Source organism: Dyadobacter sp. NIV53, from assembly GCF_019711195.1.
GTDB lineage: Bacteria > Bacteroidota > Bacteroidia > Cytophagales > Spirosomataceae > Dyadobacter.
This window is the reverse complement of record NZ_CP081299.1, coordinates 6287290-6306847: the sequence shown is the minus strand read 5'-3', so window position 1 is coordinate 6306847 and position 19558 is coordinate 6287290. Positions and strand designations below refer to the sequence as shown.

Sequence of the window (19558 nt, the reverse complement as noted above, 5' to 3'; positions counted from 1 at the left end):
TATTAAAATTGTAACAGTATTAATTCAAGTTTTACCAATTACTCCACTAACTTAACCTTAGTATCTATGAATTCAAGACGTAGTTTTCTTCGAAAAACGTCCCTGGCAAGTGCTCTGCTTTTTACGGCTCCGCATTTGTTTACGACGAAAAGCTATGGCCGCAACAAGGCACAGCTACTGAAAATGAGGCCTGAAAACCTAAAAAAATCGGTTTTTGAACCACCGATATTGGAAGAGATCGAAAACATCGTTTTTAGCCGGCCTTCCTCTGCTACCTATTTTAACTCTAGCGGCGTGCTCAGCTATGCCAACCAGAATTTACTGACTTACAGTGAGGATATCAAAGATGGCAGCTGGAGTAAAACCGGAACCACGGCAGGTTCTACAAGTAGCGTCAATGCACCTGATGGTTCTAAAACTGCTCAGGTATTAACTGAAACAAGCGCTCGAAGCGAGCATCGACTCAGCCGAAACGTTGCTGTTAATCAAGGGCTTAATTACACATTTAGTATCCATTTGAAAGCTGGTTCCTGTACCAAAGTTCGTGTTAGTTTTATGAACGCAGCAAACTATACAGGAGGGAATCCAAATTTCTTTTTTAATATGGCAACAGGAGCAATCACAAACAAAACAGCCAATGTGATAAATTCTTCTGTTGTCAATGAAGGCGATGGCTGGTGGAGAGTTTCAATTACAGGAAAACCTGATCTGGGTGCTATATCTGGTTTTCAGATTTTCATGCTCAATACATCTGAAATCATTAACTATTCAGGAAGCGGAAAGAATTTCTATTTGTGGGGTGCACAATTTGAAGCCGGTTCTAGCCCTTCCTCCTACTTTGCAACAACAAGTAAGCCTTTTTCGGGTGAGCGTTACAACTATGACCCTGCTACCCGGAAGCTAAAAGGCCTTATGGTAGAACCTGCAGCAACCAATTTTGTGCGTCAATCAGGTAAACTTAGCGATACGTCTGCCTGGTTATTTCGTGCCACAACAGTGCAGGCTAACAAGTTTGAGTCTCCGGATGGCAATGTAAATGCAGTGAAACTGGTTGAAGACAGTACTACCAATTCACACTTTATGCGTCCTGTCATCAAACCAGTTGTAACCAGAGGCCAGGTTTATACATTTAGTGTTTTCATACGTCCAGCTGAAAGAAAATGGGTTTATCTTAATCTCGATGGATCAACAGCTCACTTTAATCTGACCGACGGAATAGTAAGCAGGAGTGTAAATCCATTGTATCTGTATACAAGCATACAAGAAATGGGGAACGGATGGTTCCGCTGCTCTGGTACCATCATAGCCACGGGTACCGAAATGGACACGACTATTGGTGTTGAAGTAAGCGAAAATGAAAGGCAATACAGAGGAAATGGTTCTTCAGGAATATATGTATGGGGACCACAGCTTGAAACAGGCATTGTTGCAACAAGTTATATCCCAACCGGCGCTTCCACTGCTACACGGGGCGGTGAAATATGCAGATTGCTTCCTCCTACTACCGATTCTCATGATATACTTTTGCAAAGAACAAACGGCGGTCTTTGGGCTGACGATGTAACCAGTTCTTTTATTGTTCCTGCATCAGGCTACGAACTTCAGACGGGCAGTTTCTGGGACGTAGGAACTACTGACGAGGAAAAAGAAGATATTGTAGATACCCTCTTTCCATCTGATTATGTAAATGCCGGGTTCACATCCACCAAACTGACAATATTCAGTAATACGTACCGTGTACAAAGTCCGGACAAAAGCTGGTCGGTCAACTACGCCAAAAATAAAACCAGTCAGATCCATCGTTTTCAGCTCAGATCCGGGGATCAGTGGGCAAGTGATGCCGGAAAAGACAAGGAAAGAGCTGAATTATATTCTCTGGATAAGATGCCTTTCAGTCAGGATGTATGGTTATCCTATGCGGTTAGAGTGGCGGAAGGCCCTGCAGTTACTTCTAAATTTTGCCATTTGGGCCAGTTCCACGCAACAGAGGATCAAAATGAAGTAGCTTCTGTGCCGGTGTTAACCTTTCGTTTTAACGGAAATGACGATTTATCTGTAACGACTTGTGCCAATACGGCCAAAATTGCAACAACCAATACGTCCGGCGTTGTGCGCTATACCGGAAAACTGAAACGTGGTATTTGGGTCAGGAATGTTTTGAGGATCCGTTTTCATCATACAAACGGACAGGTAGAATGGTGGGAAAACGGAGTAAAGAAACTGGATTTGAGCGGAGTTGGAATTGGCAATAATGATACTGTCGGCCCATATTGGAAATATGGCCTGTACCGGACAAAATCCCCGGAAACGCTAACGGTTGAGTATGCCAATATGGAGCTCTCTACAACGACCTCATTGCGCTCACGCATTGAAAGTCCATTGTTAATTCTTTAATCCATTCTTATTAACCGGAAACAAATCCGGATGTATATTCTCAAACTCAGCTGACTCACTTTTATCTATTAAATTATGTTACTTCTACTTCCACTTAAGATTAGAATACCGGCATTTTTATTGCCGTGCGCCTTACTCCTGCTACTAACCACTTTTTCAAATGTTTGTAATGCCCAGGATGCGAAAACGCCGCGCGCTGTTAAATCAAACTGGCAGGCGAATCTGAAAAGAATATTTTTGTTCACAGATATAAAAGAAGAAAATGATAGTCGTTTTGACTACACCGCCGAAGGTAAATTTTCGATCCGTAGTACGGCAAGCAACAAAGTGATATTTTCTGGTGAAAATCTGAACAAAAAGGAAGATAACGCTGTGACAATTACCAACCATTCAATTTTCGTAGTTGATCCGGCTGGCAGAACCCAAGCTACCGAAGAAGATAGCGTGGTTGAAGTGAAACGGGAAATCAATGAACTTCCAAAGGAATTTTCAGTATTTCCTAACCCGATTGATAATACACAAAGGGAAATTACGGTAAGCCTTGGCAGCTTCGAAGATGGAGCAGAAATTCAAATGTCCTTATATGACGGACAAGGAAGGGTACTGAACCAGCAAAGTTTTACTCCGCGGGAAAATCAGCAGTCGGTTGCTATTCCAAAATTGTCCAGCGGAATGTATTTCATTAAAATCAATGAAAATAATAAGCAGTATTCAAAAAAATTACTTGTGAAATAACAGGTAAGACCTTTTCAGGATAGCCTGAACTACCATTTTAAAGAGTCGTCCCGATTTCTACAAAAGAAATCAGGACGGCTCTTTTTTTTATTTATTTCTACAAATAACTACTACAAAACTGTTTGTAGTAGTACAAATTGAAAAAATATTTTTTTACTACCTATGCCATTTAAACGCTGTGAAGGCACTTTTTCCTGTAAATATCCCAATCCAGAAAAAATAATTAAAAAATAATTACATAATAACGTAATAGTATTACTACAAATAGCTACATTTGTATACTACAATGAAACAACAAGTAATTATATTCATTTGTAGTAATAATAAATATTTAAATAATCACACTTAATTTTAAATATCATGAACACAAGACGAGACTTCCTTAAAAAATCTTCCATGGCTGGTGTTATGCTAATGGCGATTCCGCAGTTTATTATTCCTAAAAGTGCCGAAGCTAAATCAAAGCTTTTTAAAAAACTACAACCAGTAAAGAATTTCGATGCTGCAAGTGTTTTGGAAGACATGGAAAATATCTCCCTGACTCGTTCTTCTGCTGCATCCTATTACAATTCTAATGGTTTCTTAAAATATACAAGTCAGAATTCTTTTACATATAGTCAGGAATTTGCCAATTCAAGCTGGGTTAAAGCAGGAACCGTTGTAACAACTGCAAGTGATATTATTGCTCCGGATGGCAGCCGTACTACCAACATGCTTTCAGAAACGGGCAGCCTTGGAGAGCATCGCTTAAGTAAAGGACTTACAGTAATAAAAGGTGCACCACAAACATTCAGTATATACTTAAAAGCAGGTACACGCTCAAAGGTAAGGATCGGGTTGTCCAATTCTTCGAGTTACACAGGTGGCAATCCAAAGCTGAATGTCGATCTGGTAACGGGTACAATTTCTTCTATCACATCGAATGTTGTAAAATCTTCGATAACAGATGAAGGCAATGGCTGGTGGAGAGTTGTTCTTACAGCAATTCCTGATCTGAGTACAATATCCGGTTCTAACATATACATCGTAGATGATTCATACAATTACAGTTATGCAGGAAGTGATTCCAATTATATATACAGCTGGGGAGCTCAGTTTGAAGCAGCACCGGTAGCATCAGATTATAAGTTGACAACCAATAAACCATATGCAGAACCACGTTATACTTACGATCCAGATACTCTGGAACTTAAAGGGCTCATGGTAGAGCCGGCTGCAACCAATATTTTAAAACAATCAGAAAATTTCAGCGACAGTTCTATCTGGCTGATTCGTAACGTAGAGGTTCAAAATGAGAAATTCCTATCGCCTAATGGTATCAGTAAAGCAATTAAACTTGTTGAGGACACTACATCCAATTCACATTATATCCGCCCGGCGATCAAACCGGCAGTAATAGTTGGCCAGGTTTATACATTCAGCATTTACATCCGCCCGGCTGAACGTAAATGGGCATATTTCAACATTGGTGGTGCAACGGTTCATTTTGACCTGAGCGATGGATCTGTGAGCAGAAGTGTGAATCCAGCCTATCAGTCCACAAATATTGAACGGATTGGAAACGGATGGTGCCGTTACAGTGCCACACTCGTAGCTTCAACCGCAGAAATGGATACAAGTGTTGGAGTAGAAATAAACGAAAACGAAAGAGCATACAAAGGAAACGGTGCATACGGAATATATGTGTGGGGCCCACAGCTTGAAGCCGGTACTTACGCCAGCAGCTATATCCCTACCGAAAAAGTACCGGTAACGCGCAGTGCAGAAAATTGTGCTCTTCTGCCACCGATCCCTTCGTCAAATGATATCATGATTCAGAGAACCAACGGAGGTACCTGGGTTGATAATGTTTCGAACAACTACATTGTACCAACTTCAAGATATGAGTTACAGACTGGCAGCTTCTGGTCATCAGGAACAACCAGGGATCAGAAAGAAGACATTTCGCAAACAATGTTCCCGGCTGATTATAAAAATGCTGGCCTGAGCACAACAAAGCTTAACATATTCGGAAACGATTACCGCGTACAAAGCCCGAATAAAGATTATTCTGTAAGCCTGGCTAAAAACAAATCATGTCAGCAATACAAATTTCAACTGAATTCCGGTGATCAATGGTCAAGCGATGCTGGCAAAGACAAAGAACGGTCGGAATTATATTCACTTGACAAGATGCCGTTTAACCAGGACATCTGGTTGTCTTACGCTGTAAAAGTTGCTCCTGGTGATGCTGTTACCTCAAAATTTTGCCACTTTGGACAGTTCCACGCTACTGAAGACGCAGGTGATGCAGCATCTGTACCGGTATTAACATTCCGATTTGTTGGAGAAGATAACTTGTCAATTACAACTTGTGCCAACACAGACAAGATCGCAACAAAAAACTTAGCTGGCGTAATACGTTATACTGGCAAATTGCAACGGGGTGTATGGGTCAGAAACGTAATGAGGATCCGGTTTCATCATACCAACGGTCAGTTACAATGGTGGGAAAACGGCGTAGAAAAATTAAATCTGATCAACATTGGAATGGGAAATAATGACACCGTCGGACCTTATTGGAAATTCGGTATTTACCGGACCAAATCAGTAGAAACTCTTATGGTTGACTACGCGAACATGGAACTCAGTACAACCGAATCCCTGATATCGCGCATCACCAATCCATTATTAATTGTTTAAGAAATTTCAGTAAAGCATTAAATCCTCCTCTCCATACGGGCTGAGAGAAATAACTAAAATTACTAATTCACCAATTTATCATTTTTCAACCATGCGTTTTTCAATTTCAGCAAGAACTTCATCAGTTGTTCTACGGTACTCCCTTGTCTTATTTCTATCAGTTTTGTTCTCAGTTTCGTATGCTCAGCAAGCCAAAACTGTGCGTCCCGCAAAAACCAACTGGCAGGCCAATCTTAAACGCATGTATCTTTTTACAGATGTTCATGACGCACCGGCGGATAATCTGGATTACAGCTCAGACGGAAAATTCTCTATCCGTAGTATTGCCAATAACAGTGTTCTTTTCAAAGGAGAAAATATTAATAAGAACGATTCATCCTTACATGCAGGCAGCCGTTTGGTTTTTATAATTGATCCAATCCGTCAGGCCGAAAGCAAAAAGAAAGAAACGATCATTGCACCGGTTACCGCCGAAGTGAAACCTGTTGCAAAAGATTTCTCGGTATATCCTAATCCAATTGTTAGCACCAGCCAACAAATTACACTGGGACTGGATGATTTTGAAAATGGAAAAGAAATTCAGGTATCCTTATTCGACGGTCTTGGACGTGTCATCAATCAGCAAAGCTTTACCCTCAAAGACAAACAACAAACAGTTGCCATTCCACAACTATCCTCCGGAATGTATTTCGTCAAAATCAGTGAAAAAGATTCCCAGTATTCCAAAAAATTACTGGTGAGATAATTCCTCCCCATTAGATTTAGTTAGTTCTTCCCACATTTTTAACATCAGAAATATGTAAGCTCTATATCTACGAGTAGCAGCAGGCTTGTGCCAGGCTAAAATCAAATCTGTCTTTTTATTGGATGACCCGCCAGCCGGAGTTTCAATAGAAAGGCAGATTTTCAGTTTTAATCCTTCCCATTTTATTAATAAAAAATGCACCTGCACAAACCAGTAAGTTTTTCTGATCATTCCAGAAATAATGTATTTTAAATCTCAATGTTTCATTATAAAATCTTGGCATTTTTATAAAAACACATTTCGTTCACTGCAAAACCGATTTTGTATTTGTCAGTGATTAAATTAAAACTTTGCCTGAACTATATACGACACATTGCTGAGTTTTGTAATCTCAGGTAAGTAAAACAATCAATTTTATATCTGTAAGGCCCAAACAAGATTGATAAGCCCCTTAGAGTTATTTCATAGTGAATAAACAGCTACTAATAATCCAAAATCAAACAAGCTTCCATTTTGCTTCGACTTCTTGTCATCAATATAATTATCCTGATTAATACCATTAATTCGATTTTGTATTTTACCGATATTTTTTGTAAATAATTCCATCAAACTATTTTTTACAAGTAGTTTGAAAAAGGCATTTTTTTTAAAATAAAAATTGATTTTAAGCCTTTATCTCACAAGACTGACTTATACCCCAAAATATAGGTGTTGCACCCCAAATTTTTAGAGTTTAAAAAAGGATTAACTTTCTTTGTATTGCCCGTAAGACAATAAGCGACAAGGGCATACCCTTCATCAAAACTAAATTAAAATATCTTCGAATTGTTTAAAGATATTTTAAGAAATCAAGACGGAATCCTGAGTTAATAGTTCGGTTTGCAAAGCGCAGCGGACATTTTAGACAGGTCACACACACTGAAAGCATTTAAACTCAACAAAAATTCATATTCACTGGTATAGTCGAATGAACCCCGGCATACTAGTTCTAAAACTCTTCGTTATGACTGAAGTATTGATTATTGAAGAAAATTTGTCAGAAGCAGAATTGCTGAAGCAAATGATCGAACAAACAGCAACTGGATTTAAAGTCTGTGGTATTTTTAGTTCTATAATGAACGCGAGGGTATGGCTGTTAAAAAACAAAATGCCGCAACTGATCTTCTGTGACATTCAATTGGCCGATGGACCGGGTTTTGACATATTCGAAGATTTCCCGATCGCGGCTCCCGTCATTTTTTGCACTTCCTATCATGAATACGCTCTGGAAGCTTTTGAAAATAACGGAATCGATTATTTGATAAAGCCTATTGACAATGTAAGGCTGAATAAGAGCCTTAGAAAATTCACACAGCTAAAAGAGCTGTTCGCAGAAGTAAATTCTTCTTACAGCAAGCGAATTAGTTATACAGGAGGTTATACCAGTAATTACAAGAGCTCGCTGCTGGTTTACTACCAGGATAAAATCATTCCGATCAATTTGGATCAGGTAGATTTCATTTATTACAATAACTATCAGGTTACTGTACACACGCAAAATGGTCAGTATGAAACGCGTGACACGCTTAATAACATATTTTCCACGCTAAATCCCAAGGATTTCTTCCGTGCCAACAGGCAGTTTATCGTACATCGTAAAGCGGTAAGCAACATCCAGCAATACTTTGGAAGGAAGCTTCTTATCGGTGTCAATTCCCCTACTCCGGAGCCAGTTATCATCAGTAAAGCAAATGCATCGGATTTCCTCAAATGGGTCGAAGGATTGAGTACCGAAGATGTAATTTTGCCGCTAATGATGGACAATGTCCGCTTCACTGGCTAATTTGTCCGTCTTATTATAATACTATTTGAAAAATTTATTCGATTATGCACATTTGTTTGGTCTAAATCTGTGCCGACTAAGTCAGGATTGTAATTGATCTGTAATTGCAAGTAAGCGGAAACCGGCAGGAAATATATTTTTTCATAGATAAAAATCAAGCTGTCTTAACTGTTTAATACGTAATTCACTTATTTGACAACTAAAAAAATTATATATGACAACAATATACAAGCTAATTACAATCGCAATCTGTTACTAGTTTAGACATAGAGTTGACTTCTGGCACCAAACCTGCGTGAACGGAAAATGTTAGTAGCGTATACAATGGGCGTTAGCAACTATTTGAGGCTTTTAAGAATTTTGCCGGAGACAAAAGTTTTTATTCATGTAGAACTATTTAGTGTCGGCATATACCTGAATCTGTAATTAGACAGAGATCGTCTTCGTTGTAAATAGTACTGCACTCTGCATGGTTCCAGCTGCGGATGAATTTTATTCTGATTGTCTCGAACAAAATTAAAGGATGTTTATATCAAATATCTCAGCCAGGCGTTTTGACCGGTTTTGAGAAGTCCAACAGATATAAACTTAAACAAACCAGTCCGGAAATTACCGGAAATGTTCCTCAGACTTAAAATGAACGGGCAAGGTTTAAAACACAGGGATAAGAATCAAAAAAAACTCAATTAAAGATTAGAAAATTTAGGCCGGATCATATTTAGAATTAATGTCCGGATCTAAAAATACCTAACAATAATATATATGGATCGTAGAAATTTTCTTCAGCAAGCCGGCCTTTTAACGGGTGCTATATTGTCAACCTCCATTGTTAAGGTAACTGAAAAGACGAACCCAACTATACTTATTGTTTCCGGCTGGCAAGACGTTAACATCGGCGACATTGCACACACACCCGGCCTGATAGGCCTTATCAAACAAAGGCTTCCCAAGGTAAATATCATTCTCTGGAAAAAGAATAAAAGTGAAATAGTGGATAAAATGCTGGAAAGGCATTATCCGGAGGTTAGGATCATACATGGCTCGGTTTCCGACGATACTCCTCAAAGTGAAGCTGTGAGGGAAGCATTTCAGGAGGCCGATTTTTTCATACACGGATCAGGACCGGCTGTTCTTGCTGCTGATTATCTGCAGGCCTGGGCTGCACAGACCACAAAACCCTTTGGCATATTTGGGGTAACAATCCAGGAAATCAACCCTGAGTTAAAATCTATACTTCAGAAAGCTACTTTTATTTTCACGCGTGAAACCGCCTCTATTGCTGTTTTAAAGAAGAACGGCATTGAAGGAGAATTCATACGCTTCGCACCGGATGCCACTTTTGCTCTGGAAATCCATGATGATGCCAAAGCAAAAAGCTACATGAAGGCGAATGACCTGGAAGCCCGCAAGTTTATTTGCGTAATACCAAGGCTGCGCATCACGCCTTATAATAAAATAAGGACTGGCAAAACCAAATGGTCTGAGGAGCGCATAAAAGAAGTAAACGCAATTAACGATAAATATAAAGAAGAGGACCACGCGAAGGTGCGTGAAGCCATGATTGCATGGGTGCGCCAAACCGGGAATAAAATTGTGGTATGCCCTGAAATGACATATCAGGTGGATATTATTGATGAACTTCTGGTAAATCCATTACCGGAAGATGTGAAACCATTTATTGTAAAACATGGATACTGGCTTCCTGACGAAGCAGCATCGCTTTACCGAGACGCACACACCATACTAAGCCTTGAGTGCCATTCACCAATTATTGCGATTGCAAACGGCACTCCCGCTTTTTATATCCGCCAGCCGGAGGATACGATCAAAGGACAAATGTATTATGACCTTGGATTGAAAGACTGGACATTTGAAGTGATGCAAACGACAGGAAAACAAATAACAGACCGGCTGATGCAGGTTTATAATGATTATCCGTCTGCCAAAAAGAATGTTCACCTGGCACTGGAACGAGTGGAAAAACAATATGACGGTGCTTTCAAGACACTGGTTTCGGAGGTATTAAAAACACAATCGAAGAATTACTTTTCATAATACCTTTTAACCTGTGATAAATTACTTAAACCCTTTTCTCTTTTTTTAACTTAAACAGCATATTAAAACAATTGAACAGATATGTGAACTAAATACACTGAATAGTCATATATCTGCGACGTACTCAACGAGCGTCAGATTAAAATTACAGGTTCCTCAAATATACAGATAGTAAGATTTATTTGTTTTTGTATTAAAATAAGAGGAAGGTGAAAATTAATTCACCTAAAGACACAAAAAGCAAGACCCGGGAATGATTTTTGTGAATTGTATAAAAGAAAGACACACATTGATCTAATAATAAAAATTGAACATTAACTATTGATTAACCAAGTTTGCAACAAAATATTTATTTGATATTATTTTGAAAAATAAAAGAATTGTCTTAAACTTGTTAAATCAAATATAAAACTTTTTGGAGCAGTGCAGAATTAAAACATTACGTTTTATGAATGAAATCTGAAAGTTCTAATAACAATTTTCTCTGGTAAGTTAATCTGGAAAGCATTGTAAGCGTATTATAATTGTACAAAATTTACTCAACGTTATTTTTATGAAAAATCATTATCAGGGACTTCTCCCTAAAGCACACTTATGGGCAGACGTAGGTCTCTTGAATTTTAGCTTTTTTGCAGCTTATTTATTTCGATTTGAGCATTGGTCGGGCATATTTCAGCACCCGTATATAAATTTGTTACTGGTTGCTAACCTTGTATGGATTTTTATCATACATGTTTTTAAAACCTATCTCTTCACAAGGTTATCTTATCATTTTAATACCCAGTTAAGTAAGTTCCTGAAAGCGGTATCGGTACATTGTGCCATCATGATATCCTTTCTTTATCTTACAAAACAAGGTGAAGATTATTCGAGATACCAGTTTTTGATGACTTACGGGTTGTTTATTGTTACTACCACAGCATTCAGAGCGGCCACAATTCTTTTTCTTAAAGTTTACCGCCAGGCAGGATATAATTACAACCGCTACGTTATTTTAGGAAAAGGGGATCTTGCATCTTTGATCCGCGAATTTTACAACGAGCGCAAAGAGTTGGGTTATCGCTTTTATGGTATGTTTGAAATGGACGGGCTGTCCAACAAACTGGAATCCTTGGAAGCAATGGTGAAAGAAAAGAAGCTTGATTACATCTATTGCTGCTTGTCCGAAATGGACGACGAACAGGTTCAGGATGTGATCCGCATGGGCGAACGTCAGAGGACACAAATAAGGCTGGTTCCTGATTTCCGTGGCTTCATGACGAATATGGCAACAATCGAATACCACGATATGTATCCGATTATTCAGGTCAATACGAAACCGTTCTCTAGTTTTAATGAGCAAACACTGAAACGCACTTTTGACCTTGTTTTTTCAGTCATTGTTATGATTTTGGGTGCTCCGATTTTCTTTGCAGTATGGGCAGCTATTAAAATTACCTCACCGGGACCCGTGTTCTTTAAACAGCAGCGGTCCGGACGCTGGGGAGAAATGTTCTACATCTACAAGTTCAGGAGTATGCGTGTTGATGCAGACAAAATGGGCTTGCAGCACTCTCAGGGTGATCACGATCCAAGGATCACTTCAATTGGAAGGATTCTGAGAAAATCGAGACTGGATGAATTGCCTCAGTTCATCAATGTACTTAAAGGAGAAATGTCGGTAGTTGGCCCGCGTCCTTTGTTCAAATACGATGTGGATATGCTGATGGAAGCTGCTCCCCATGATTTCCAGAGGTTGCTGACAGTTAAGCCTGGCATTACATCCATTGGACAAATTAATGTGGGATATGCGGACACAGTGGCGAAAAATGTGGAAAGATTGAAATATGATCTTCAGTATTTAAAAACATACAGTGTGTTGGACGATGTACTGCTGATTTTCAGAACAGTTCAGGTTATGGTGTTAGGCAGAGGGCAATGATATAACTGGAATTTACTAACTCATCTCTTACTCAACGTTAAATATAGTTTAGTAAAAACCCGGCAATTTATTTTGCCGGGTTTTTCTGTCTTAAGATGTTACCTTAGCTGTTATATTTGCAGAATTATTTATAATCCGATCATGAAAATAGTTGTTCTTGGAGCCTCCGGCCAGTTAGGTAGTTGCTTAAAAAAAGTATCCGCAGAGAGAAATCTTGCCAACATTTCTTTCCCTAGCGAAGAAGAAGGAAATATTCTGGATGCTGATTTGCTGAATAAATTGTTTCTGAAGGAAAAACCTTCATTTGTTATCAACTGTGCTGCATATACTGCAGTTGACAAAGCGGAAGATGACCAGGAAATATGCCGTAAAGTAAACCGTGACGGTGCAACCTGCATTGCAATCGCCTGCGCTCAGCATAACGCCGCGTTGATTCATATTTCAACCGATTTCGTTTTTAAAGGCAATGTTCCGCATTTACTGACGGAAACTGACCGAACAGAGCCGGAAAATATTTATGGCCTTACTAAACTTGAAGGTGAAGCATCCATTGCAACTATTTTACCAAAACATTTTACGCTGCGTACCAGCTGGCTGTATTCGGAATATGGAAACAATTTTGTAAAAACCATGCTGCGCCTCGGAAAAGAACGGGGACAGGTAGGTGTGATTGTGGATCAGGTGGGCTCCCCTACATACGCGATTGACCTGGCTGCGGCAATACTCGACATTATCGAATCAAATAGTGAGGCATACGGCATTTATCATTACAGTAACGAAGGTGTTACATCCTGGTATGACTTCGCAAAAGCTATATTTGAAATAAGTGAAACAAGTGCTGTAACCAATCCGGTAAAAACCTCTGAATATATTACAAAAGCAGTCCGTCCGGCTTATTCCGTCATGGACAAAACAAAAATAAAAAATACGTTTGGTATCAAAATTCCTTACTGGCGTGACAGCCTTGCAGTTTGCATTGAAAAACTGGAAGCAATAAAAAATTACAAATAAATAAAAAGCGCACCATTCCGGATAGGAACAAATGGTGCGTTTTTTATTTATTTGTATTAAAAAAGCTGACTGAAAATTTCAGCCAGCCTGTGCAGAGTTGGTAAGATGTATTAAAAATCTTCTATTCAATCAGCAATTTGGAGCGCAAAATACCCGTAGCCGACTGAGCACTTATGATATACATTCCTTTGTGCAGTTTATTTCCCGCGTTTACAGGCAGAATTGCACTACCTGACTGATCCGTTACAAATGTCTGTGTCTGAATGACCTGGCCGGACAAGTTTATAATAGATACGTTTACCTTTTCATTTTTGCCGAAATTGGTAGCATTCAGGTAAATCTGGCTTCCGGTGTTCGGGTTAGGATAAACCGACAATCCTTTCTCCAGTATTTTATCTTCTGAAGTAATCAGGATTTTCTTTGGAGCTGTTTCAACCACACTATCTGCAGTTGCAACTCTCGTATTATTGTTGGTGATTTTATATATCTCTAAACCGGCAATGGCTAATCGGTTAGCAGTTGGATTGAACTTCATATTAAGTACACCATCACTTATCGTTACATTAAAATCTTTAACCAGAGCAGTCCTGTACCCTACTTCCCTGAATATATCCAGATTGGACAATACTTTATTATTTTCTGCAGTCACACTGAAAATACGCAGGCCTTCGGCTGTCCAGTAATTTTCTATAAAATGCATACGAACAGCATAGTTACCATTGGAAAGAGGGATCTCATAACTGGTTTCGGCCAGGTCAGCTGCGGATGACAGATAACTTTGGTATAAAGAATCGATGTCTGTGCTTCTTACATCCGTCAGACCTACCTGAACATCCAGTTTGACAGACCCTTTTCTATAATTCTGGTCGTTTTCATAAACGTTATTTCCAATTGTCATATTGGTATTGACACCACTTTTAATGCGTTTCGCTACACTTACCGATGCACTGCTGCTATTGGCAATTCCGTATAACGGAATGCGGAGCGGTGAAGCTGCATTGTTGTATTTTACTAGTAAAACCGCATTTTTTATACCCACTGAATTAGGTTTAAATGTAACTGTCAGCGGGGTCGTACCCTGCACAGCCATATTAGTAGTTGCCAGTGAACCAACCGTAAACTCGCTGGCATTAACACCTGATATCTGTGCACTGATGAGCGTTATAGCAGGATCGCTCGGCGTACCAGAATAAGCTATGCCCATGTTTTTAAGTGTAAGCGTAACAGGAGTAGTGGCACCGGCCTGAATGGTATTGAAATTCACTGCAGAAGCATTGACAGATGCCAGATCGGAATAACCAACAGAGCCTGTTTCAGGCTTGATGTTTTCTACATAGTATATATTATCCTGATAATCAAAGTTGGTATATGCCGTTCCCAGGTAATCACCATTGAAGAAATAGGCATTAGGAATAATATTACCATCAGAATCATAAGCTTTCAAAATCCGGATCCCAATCAGTTTATTGTAGTTCTTTGTTCTGTCCGTATTGGCAGTACCAATGGTAAATCCAAAAGGAACAGCTGACTCAAAAGAACCCTGGGCAGGAGAAGTGATCGGCGTTCTTAACCTCGGCAGCATAGACTGTCCATCCAGATTCGTATGGGTAAAAATGGTTGTAAGCGTGGTGGATCCTTTCGGGAAAAACCTGATTGATTCCGTTGCAGCACAGCAACCGTGATAAGCAGCTACCTGGTAAACCGTAACAGGCTTACTATTATCCGCTTTTACAAAGTAGGAAGCAGCAATCTCGCTTGAATTCGGAACTATCGTTTTACCATTTATACCAGCATCATTGTTAGTATATCCGGTTTGGGATTTGAATCCGGATCCGTTGATAATTTCCTGTGCATAAGGCTCGTAATTCCCTTCACCTCTTTTTTGCCATATACCGCGCAGCATAACTTTTTTGAGCGGAGCCAGGCTGTCATTGCTCGTTATGGTCAGGGTATCTGCAAACAACTGAACTCTTGGCATCAGATCACGTGCCATAAACTGCACAGTCACCTCAGCATAAGCGCCGGGATTAATCAGTATAGGAAGTGCCGAAGTGGTGTCCGCATTGATAGAAGCTATTTTCCAGGCCGAAGAATTGGATAATCCCATACTATTTATAGTAAGCTTTCCAGTGCCTTTGCTGTAAATCCTGAGTTTCACCCGGTCATGATTCGAGTTATATACAGTTGTATCCGGGCTTGTACGCCTCCATGGAATATTGATATATGAAAAAACCAGCTGGTCATTGGCCGGGAAATTATCCATATTTTTCAATACCATATATACACCTGTAGCTGGCTTAACTATTACGCCGAAATTGTAATCACTGGTAATGGTTTCATTATTATTGGCATCCACTGCCTTCACTTTCAGGCTGTAATTACCTGAGGTGATGATACTGATAGGAAGTGAATAATTGATATAGGCTCCGTTGTTGATGGAGTATTGTAGTTTTGACAAGCCCGATCCTCCTGTATCCGTAGCGGTCAGATATATTTGCGCCTGATCTTCATAAACATTAGGTGATAATAAGGTACCTGTAATACGTGCACTGGCAGTAGGAGCAACTGCATCAGCAACAGTCGAAGCCTGGTTGATGATAACGTAATTCATTTTTGTATTAACCCCGCCGGTAGCATCAATTGTAAGTTTTCCATCATTAACCTGAACGGTTGCTGTTGCCACGCGAAATTTATTTTGAGCACTGGAAACATAATCACTCACTGTTGGTAAACCTTCAACATTGATACGGTGGTTACTGTCGTAAAAATTATTATCTCCCGCACTGACTGTAACGGTATATAATCCCGCCGGCAAAGCGTATTCCCATACACCTTCCTTCTGGTTATCAGTAGTTGCCTGCATTTGGACCAAAGACAATTGTTTGGCATCAGTGGAGCCGGTTCTTAAACGCATATTTGCTTTAAGATCAATTGGCAGCTTTGTAGTCGGACTGATCCATCCGTACTTACGTGTTGCATCAAACGCCAAACCGTTATCAGCCAGGTAACCAGCTGGTGCAGCCGTTCCTGTCGGGCGAAAGTTAACATTGATAGCTTGAAAAACAGGAGCGACTGCGTTTAAATCTTTAATTGAGAAGTCATCAAAGGTATATGTATTGGCAGTGCTGCTATTGCGGTACGTTCCGGAAATACCCGCATAAACTTCATTTCCCGTAACACCTAATCCTGTAATATCCAGGGTTGGAATTGAATAAGTGGCTCCGGTGCTAATATAATTGATACCGTCGGTGGAATACAAACCTTCAACCGTATTGGCTGCCGAATCAATAACCATACGCAGGCGCACAGTTTGCGTATTAAGATTACTGATAGTAGCTGTAATACGTTGGTCAGGATTATTAGATGTGACAGAGCTTGTTACATCATTTTTTTCTTTTCTTAATTCAACTTTGTTGGCGGAAACAACCAACTTAATAAACGTTTTGTCATTGATGCCATACCATAATCCAGCCTGTTGGGAAGATGCTGCGTTTAAAGGATTAATAATAGTGACGTCCAGCTGCATTTTTTTCACCGACGCAACCTTTGCCCCAAGCACATTGAGCATATTATTATTGGTCTGTGAATCTATCCCTTTACAGGCGGTGAGTACTAAACTGCCACCGGTAACCGATATTTTGGATGGAACATAACCCGGTACCAGTGAATTGACAACCGCTCCGTCGGAAGCAGCTCTGGTTCCCGAATACGTATTAACGGTGGTAAAACCAGTTCCAACCCCTGCCTTATCAAGGATAGAACCTGCAACACCAGCATTAAACGACAATGTAAAAGGAAGGGTGACCTTGATGGCAGAACAAGGAAGTGTACTTACCGGCGAGCAGGCATCTTCAACTATCGCCGTATTGCTGTGTCCAGCTTCAACTACCGCTTTGGCCTGGGTTAAATGAAAAGATGCACATAATCCTGCCAGAATCATGTGCATTTTAAAGAGAAACGATAAGTAATTTAATCTTCGGTACATCATTTTAATCATGATTTGTTTTTAAATTTTCAAAAATTGACAAAAAATATATGGATACGTACATAAGGTTTTCTAAAAAATGTTAGGAATAGATATAGCCCGGATTATATCACCTTTACATTATTGTAAAGTGATTTCAACAAAACCTGAATAAGGATTGAACGGATCTGAACTCTATTAATTACACTTGTAAAGAGGGTTAAACTTATAATAAGAACACTAATTTATTTTTATGTCAGGAGGGAGTATCTATTGGGTTCCAAGTAAACCAATTTCTTTAAATAACTGATTTTGAAAGGGTATATTATTAAGCAAACTCTTTTTTTACTTGTTCGTGCAGTAAAAAAATACGGTTTGCTACAGCCAGGCACTCCTGTGCCGACATTTGGTCAATTGTATTGATCACTGCATTGCATATTACCTTACCATTTTCATTTAGTCCCGGGCCATTTTTCGTGACTACATGACAAATGCTTTCCCATTCCGTATTCAGGTTGACCGAGAAGTATTTAGATGGAATTAACAAAAAATAACTTGCCTGCGACTTCAAATGCTGCTTACATAATAACATGTTGGTTGTAAGACTTTCAACAAATTTAGACAATTCAATGTAAACAAAAATATTAGACTTTTTCATATTGTACGGAGTCAATCCAGATTGCTTAGACATTAATAAATAATATGATATAATGTCAAATTTATTCGGCTATATAAAAAATAACGTTTATCAATATACGAACACCTATTTTATGTTATTATTCTCTTTTTTCAAAAACTACTTTTCGTTTCTTTAAATCAACAGCATCTTTAAGACAACCAAAATGTCTTATATTTATTTAAAAGATATACTGAATCAACCGTCGTAAATATACTTTGAGTACTTGTAATATTAGTTATACAAATGATGTTTTATCCATATCGCCCATGCAATATTTATAAAAAGAAAAGTAGCTGGAATTGAATTTCGGATTCAAATGTAAAAAATTCCAAAGTTGATTAAATTGGATTTAGAACTGTAATATCACATTTTCAGTCAAAAATGCGAAGAAAATAGTCAGGCTTGAATAACAATATAATAAGACGGACAAATTAACCAATAAAACGGGCGCTATCCATAATCAGGGGCATTGTAACTGCATCACTTTTCAATCCTTCGACCCATTTCAGAAACTCAGATGCGTTGGCCTTACTGATAATTACAGGCTCAGGAGTTGGCGATGATGTACCGATTAATAGTTTCCTGCCAAAGTATTGCTGTATACTTGTAACAGCCTTGCGATGTATGATAAACTGCCTGTTAGCACGAAAAAAATCACGGGGATTGAGTGTTGCGAATATATTATTTAATGTATCACGGGTCTCATAGTGAGCATTTTGCGTATGAACCGTTACCTGATAGTTGTTATAATATATGAAGTCCAGCTGATCCAGGCTGATTGGTATGATCTTATCCTGATAATAAACCAGCAGAGAACTTTTGTAGCCATTCATGTATGGAATGCCACCATTAAAGCGCTTGTTATAATTGGAATTATTAGCTTCCCCAAATAATTCCTTTAGCTGGGAGTACTTTCTCAGGCTTTTATGCAGCCTTACGTTGTCAATTGGTTTAATGAGATAATCTATACCATTATTTTCAAAAGCTTCAAGCGCATATTCATGGTAAGTAGTACAAAATACAACAGGAATTGTAATGGAAAGATCCTGGAAAATTTTAAAACCCAATCCGTCAGATAATTGAATATCGCAAAAAATGAGCTGAGGAGCCCTGTTTTTCATTAGCCATATTCTGGCATCTGCAACAGAGTGTATTATACTGCAAACCTTGTAGTCAGTCCCAGTATCTTCAATCATTTCCTTTAACAGATTTGCCTCTTCTAAATCATCTTCAATAATTAATACATCAGTCATAACGGAAGGGAAATTTACTTAAAATGATTACTATCTTCATTACATGATTAAACCGGGCCGAAGCTAAAAGACTGGATTGTATTGTGACAAAAACTTAATAATTGCGAATTTGTACAAAATAGTATCTTGCAATTGTTTTTTGTTTAAAACCAGAATATTGGATTATTATAATTTTTAGGTTGTATCGAATTAGAACCCCCTATTTCACCAAACATTTATGCCCGGCAACTTTTGAAACATTTATCTGATAAAATTACGGTTACTATATTTTAGTTTTAATTTGTTCTAAACGGTGAC

At 38.9% G+C, this 19558-nt stretch carries 12 protein-coding genes; 8 read left to right on the top strand and 4 right to left on the bottom strand.

Translation table 11 applies throughout. The features are described from left to right. The first annotated feature begins 66 nt into the window (after positions 1-66). The 4 genes from KZC02_RS25955 (at position 67) to KZC02_RS25940 (ending at position 6556) form a co-directional block, all read left to right on the top strand. Positions 67-2394 (top strand): heparin lyase I family protein, encoded by a 2328-nt coding sequence (locus KZC02_RS25955; protein WP_221391321.1) that lies wholly within the window; start codon positions 67-69, stop codon positions 2392-2394. 75 nt (positions 2395-2469) lie between these two features. Further along, on the top strand, positions 2470-3129 hold the full coding sequence (locus KZC02_RS25950; RefSeq protein ID WP_221391320.1) for a T9SS type A sorting domain-containing protein: 660 nt from the start codon (positions 2470-2472) through the stop codon (positions 3127-3129). A 360-nt stretch (positions 3130-3489) separates the two neighbouring features. Next, positions 3490-5811 (top strand): heparin lyase I family protein, encoded by a 2322-nt coding sequence (locus tag KZC02_RS25945; RefSeq protein ID WP_221391319.1) that lies wholly within the window; start codon positions 3490-3492, stop codon positions 5809-5811. A 91-nt stretch (positions 5812-5902) separates the two neighbouring features. After that, positions 5903-6556: a T9SS type A sorting domain-containing protein gene (locus KZC02_RS25940; protein WP_221391318.1), complete on the top strand. Its 654-nt coding sequence runs from the start codon at positions 5903-5905 to the stop codon at positions 6554-6556. On the opposite strand, the gene KZC02_RS25935 is transcribed toward KZC02_RS25940, so the two are convergent. Continuing rightward, a complete protein-coding gene (locus KZC02_RS25935) occupies positions 6542-6787 on the bottom strand; it encodes a hypothetical protein (protein ID WP_221391317.1) in 246 nt (81 codons plus the stop codon). The genes KZC02_RS25940 and KZC02_RS25935 overlap by 15 nt on opposite strands. A gap of 772 nt (positions 6788-7559) precedes the next feature. Here KZC02_RS25935 and KZC02_RS25930 point away from each other — a divergent pair. The 4 genes from KZC02_RS25930 to rfbD all read left to right on the top strand — a co-directional run bounded on the left by KZC02_RS25930 (position 7560) and on the right by rfbD (position 13365). Then, positions 7560-8378, top strand: coding sequence for a LytTR family DNA-binding domain-containing protein (locus KZC02_RS25930; protein WP_221391316.1), 819 nt, complete (start codon positions 7560-7562; stop codon positions 8376-8378). A 762-nt stretch (positions 8379-9140) separates the two neighbouring features. Then, positions 9141-10433, top strand: a complete 1293-nt coding sequence (locus tag KZC02_RS25925) for a polysaccharide pyruvyl transferase family protein (protein WP_221391315.1) — start codon at positions 9141-9143, stop codon at positions 10431-10433. 553 nt (positions 10434-10986) lie between these two features. Further along, entirely contained in the window at positions 10987-12354 is a 1368-nt protein-coding gene (locus KZC02_RS25920) for a sugar transferase (RefSeq protein WP_221391314.1), read from the top strand. Between the two features lie 72 nt (positions 12355-12426). Then, positions 12427-13365 (top strand): dTDP-4-dehydrorhamnose reductase, encoded by a 939-nt coding sequence (rfbD, locus tag KZC02_RS25915; RefSeq protein ID WP_255637027.1) that lies wholly within the window; start codon positions 12427-12429, stop codon positions 13363-13365. 121 nt (positions 13366-13486) lie between these two features. On the opposite strand, the gene KZC02_RS25910 is transcribed toward rfbD, so the two are convergent. The 3 genes from KZC02_RS25910 to KZC02_RS25900 form a co-directional block, all read right to left on the bottom strand. Continuing rightward, complete coding sequence (locus KZC02_RS25910) at positions 13487-17311, bottom strand: malectin domain-containing carbohydrate-binding protein (RefSeq protein WP_221391313.1); 3825 nt, start codon at positions 17309-17311, stop codon at positions 13487-13489. Positions 17312-17657: 346 nt separating this feature from the next. After that, positions 17658-17987, bottom strand: coding sequence for a hypothetical protein (locus KZC02_RS25905; protein ID WP_221391312.1), 330 nt, complete (start codon positions 17985-17987; stop codon positions 17658-17660). A gap of 452 nt (positions 17988-18439) precedes the next feature. After that, positions 18440-19261: a LytTR family DNA-binding domain-containing protein gene (locus KZC02_RS25900; RefSeq protein ID WP_221391311.1), complete on the bottom strand. Its 822-nt coding sequence runs from the start codon at positions 19259-19261 to the stop codon at positions 18440-18442. Positions 19262-19558 lie beyond the last annotated feature (297 nt).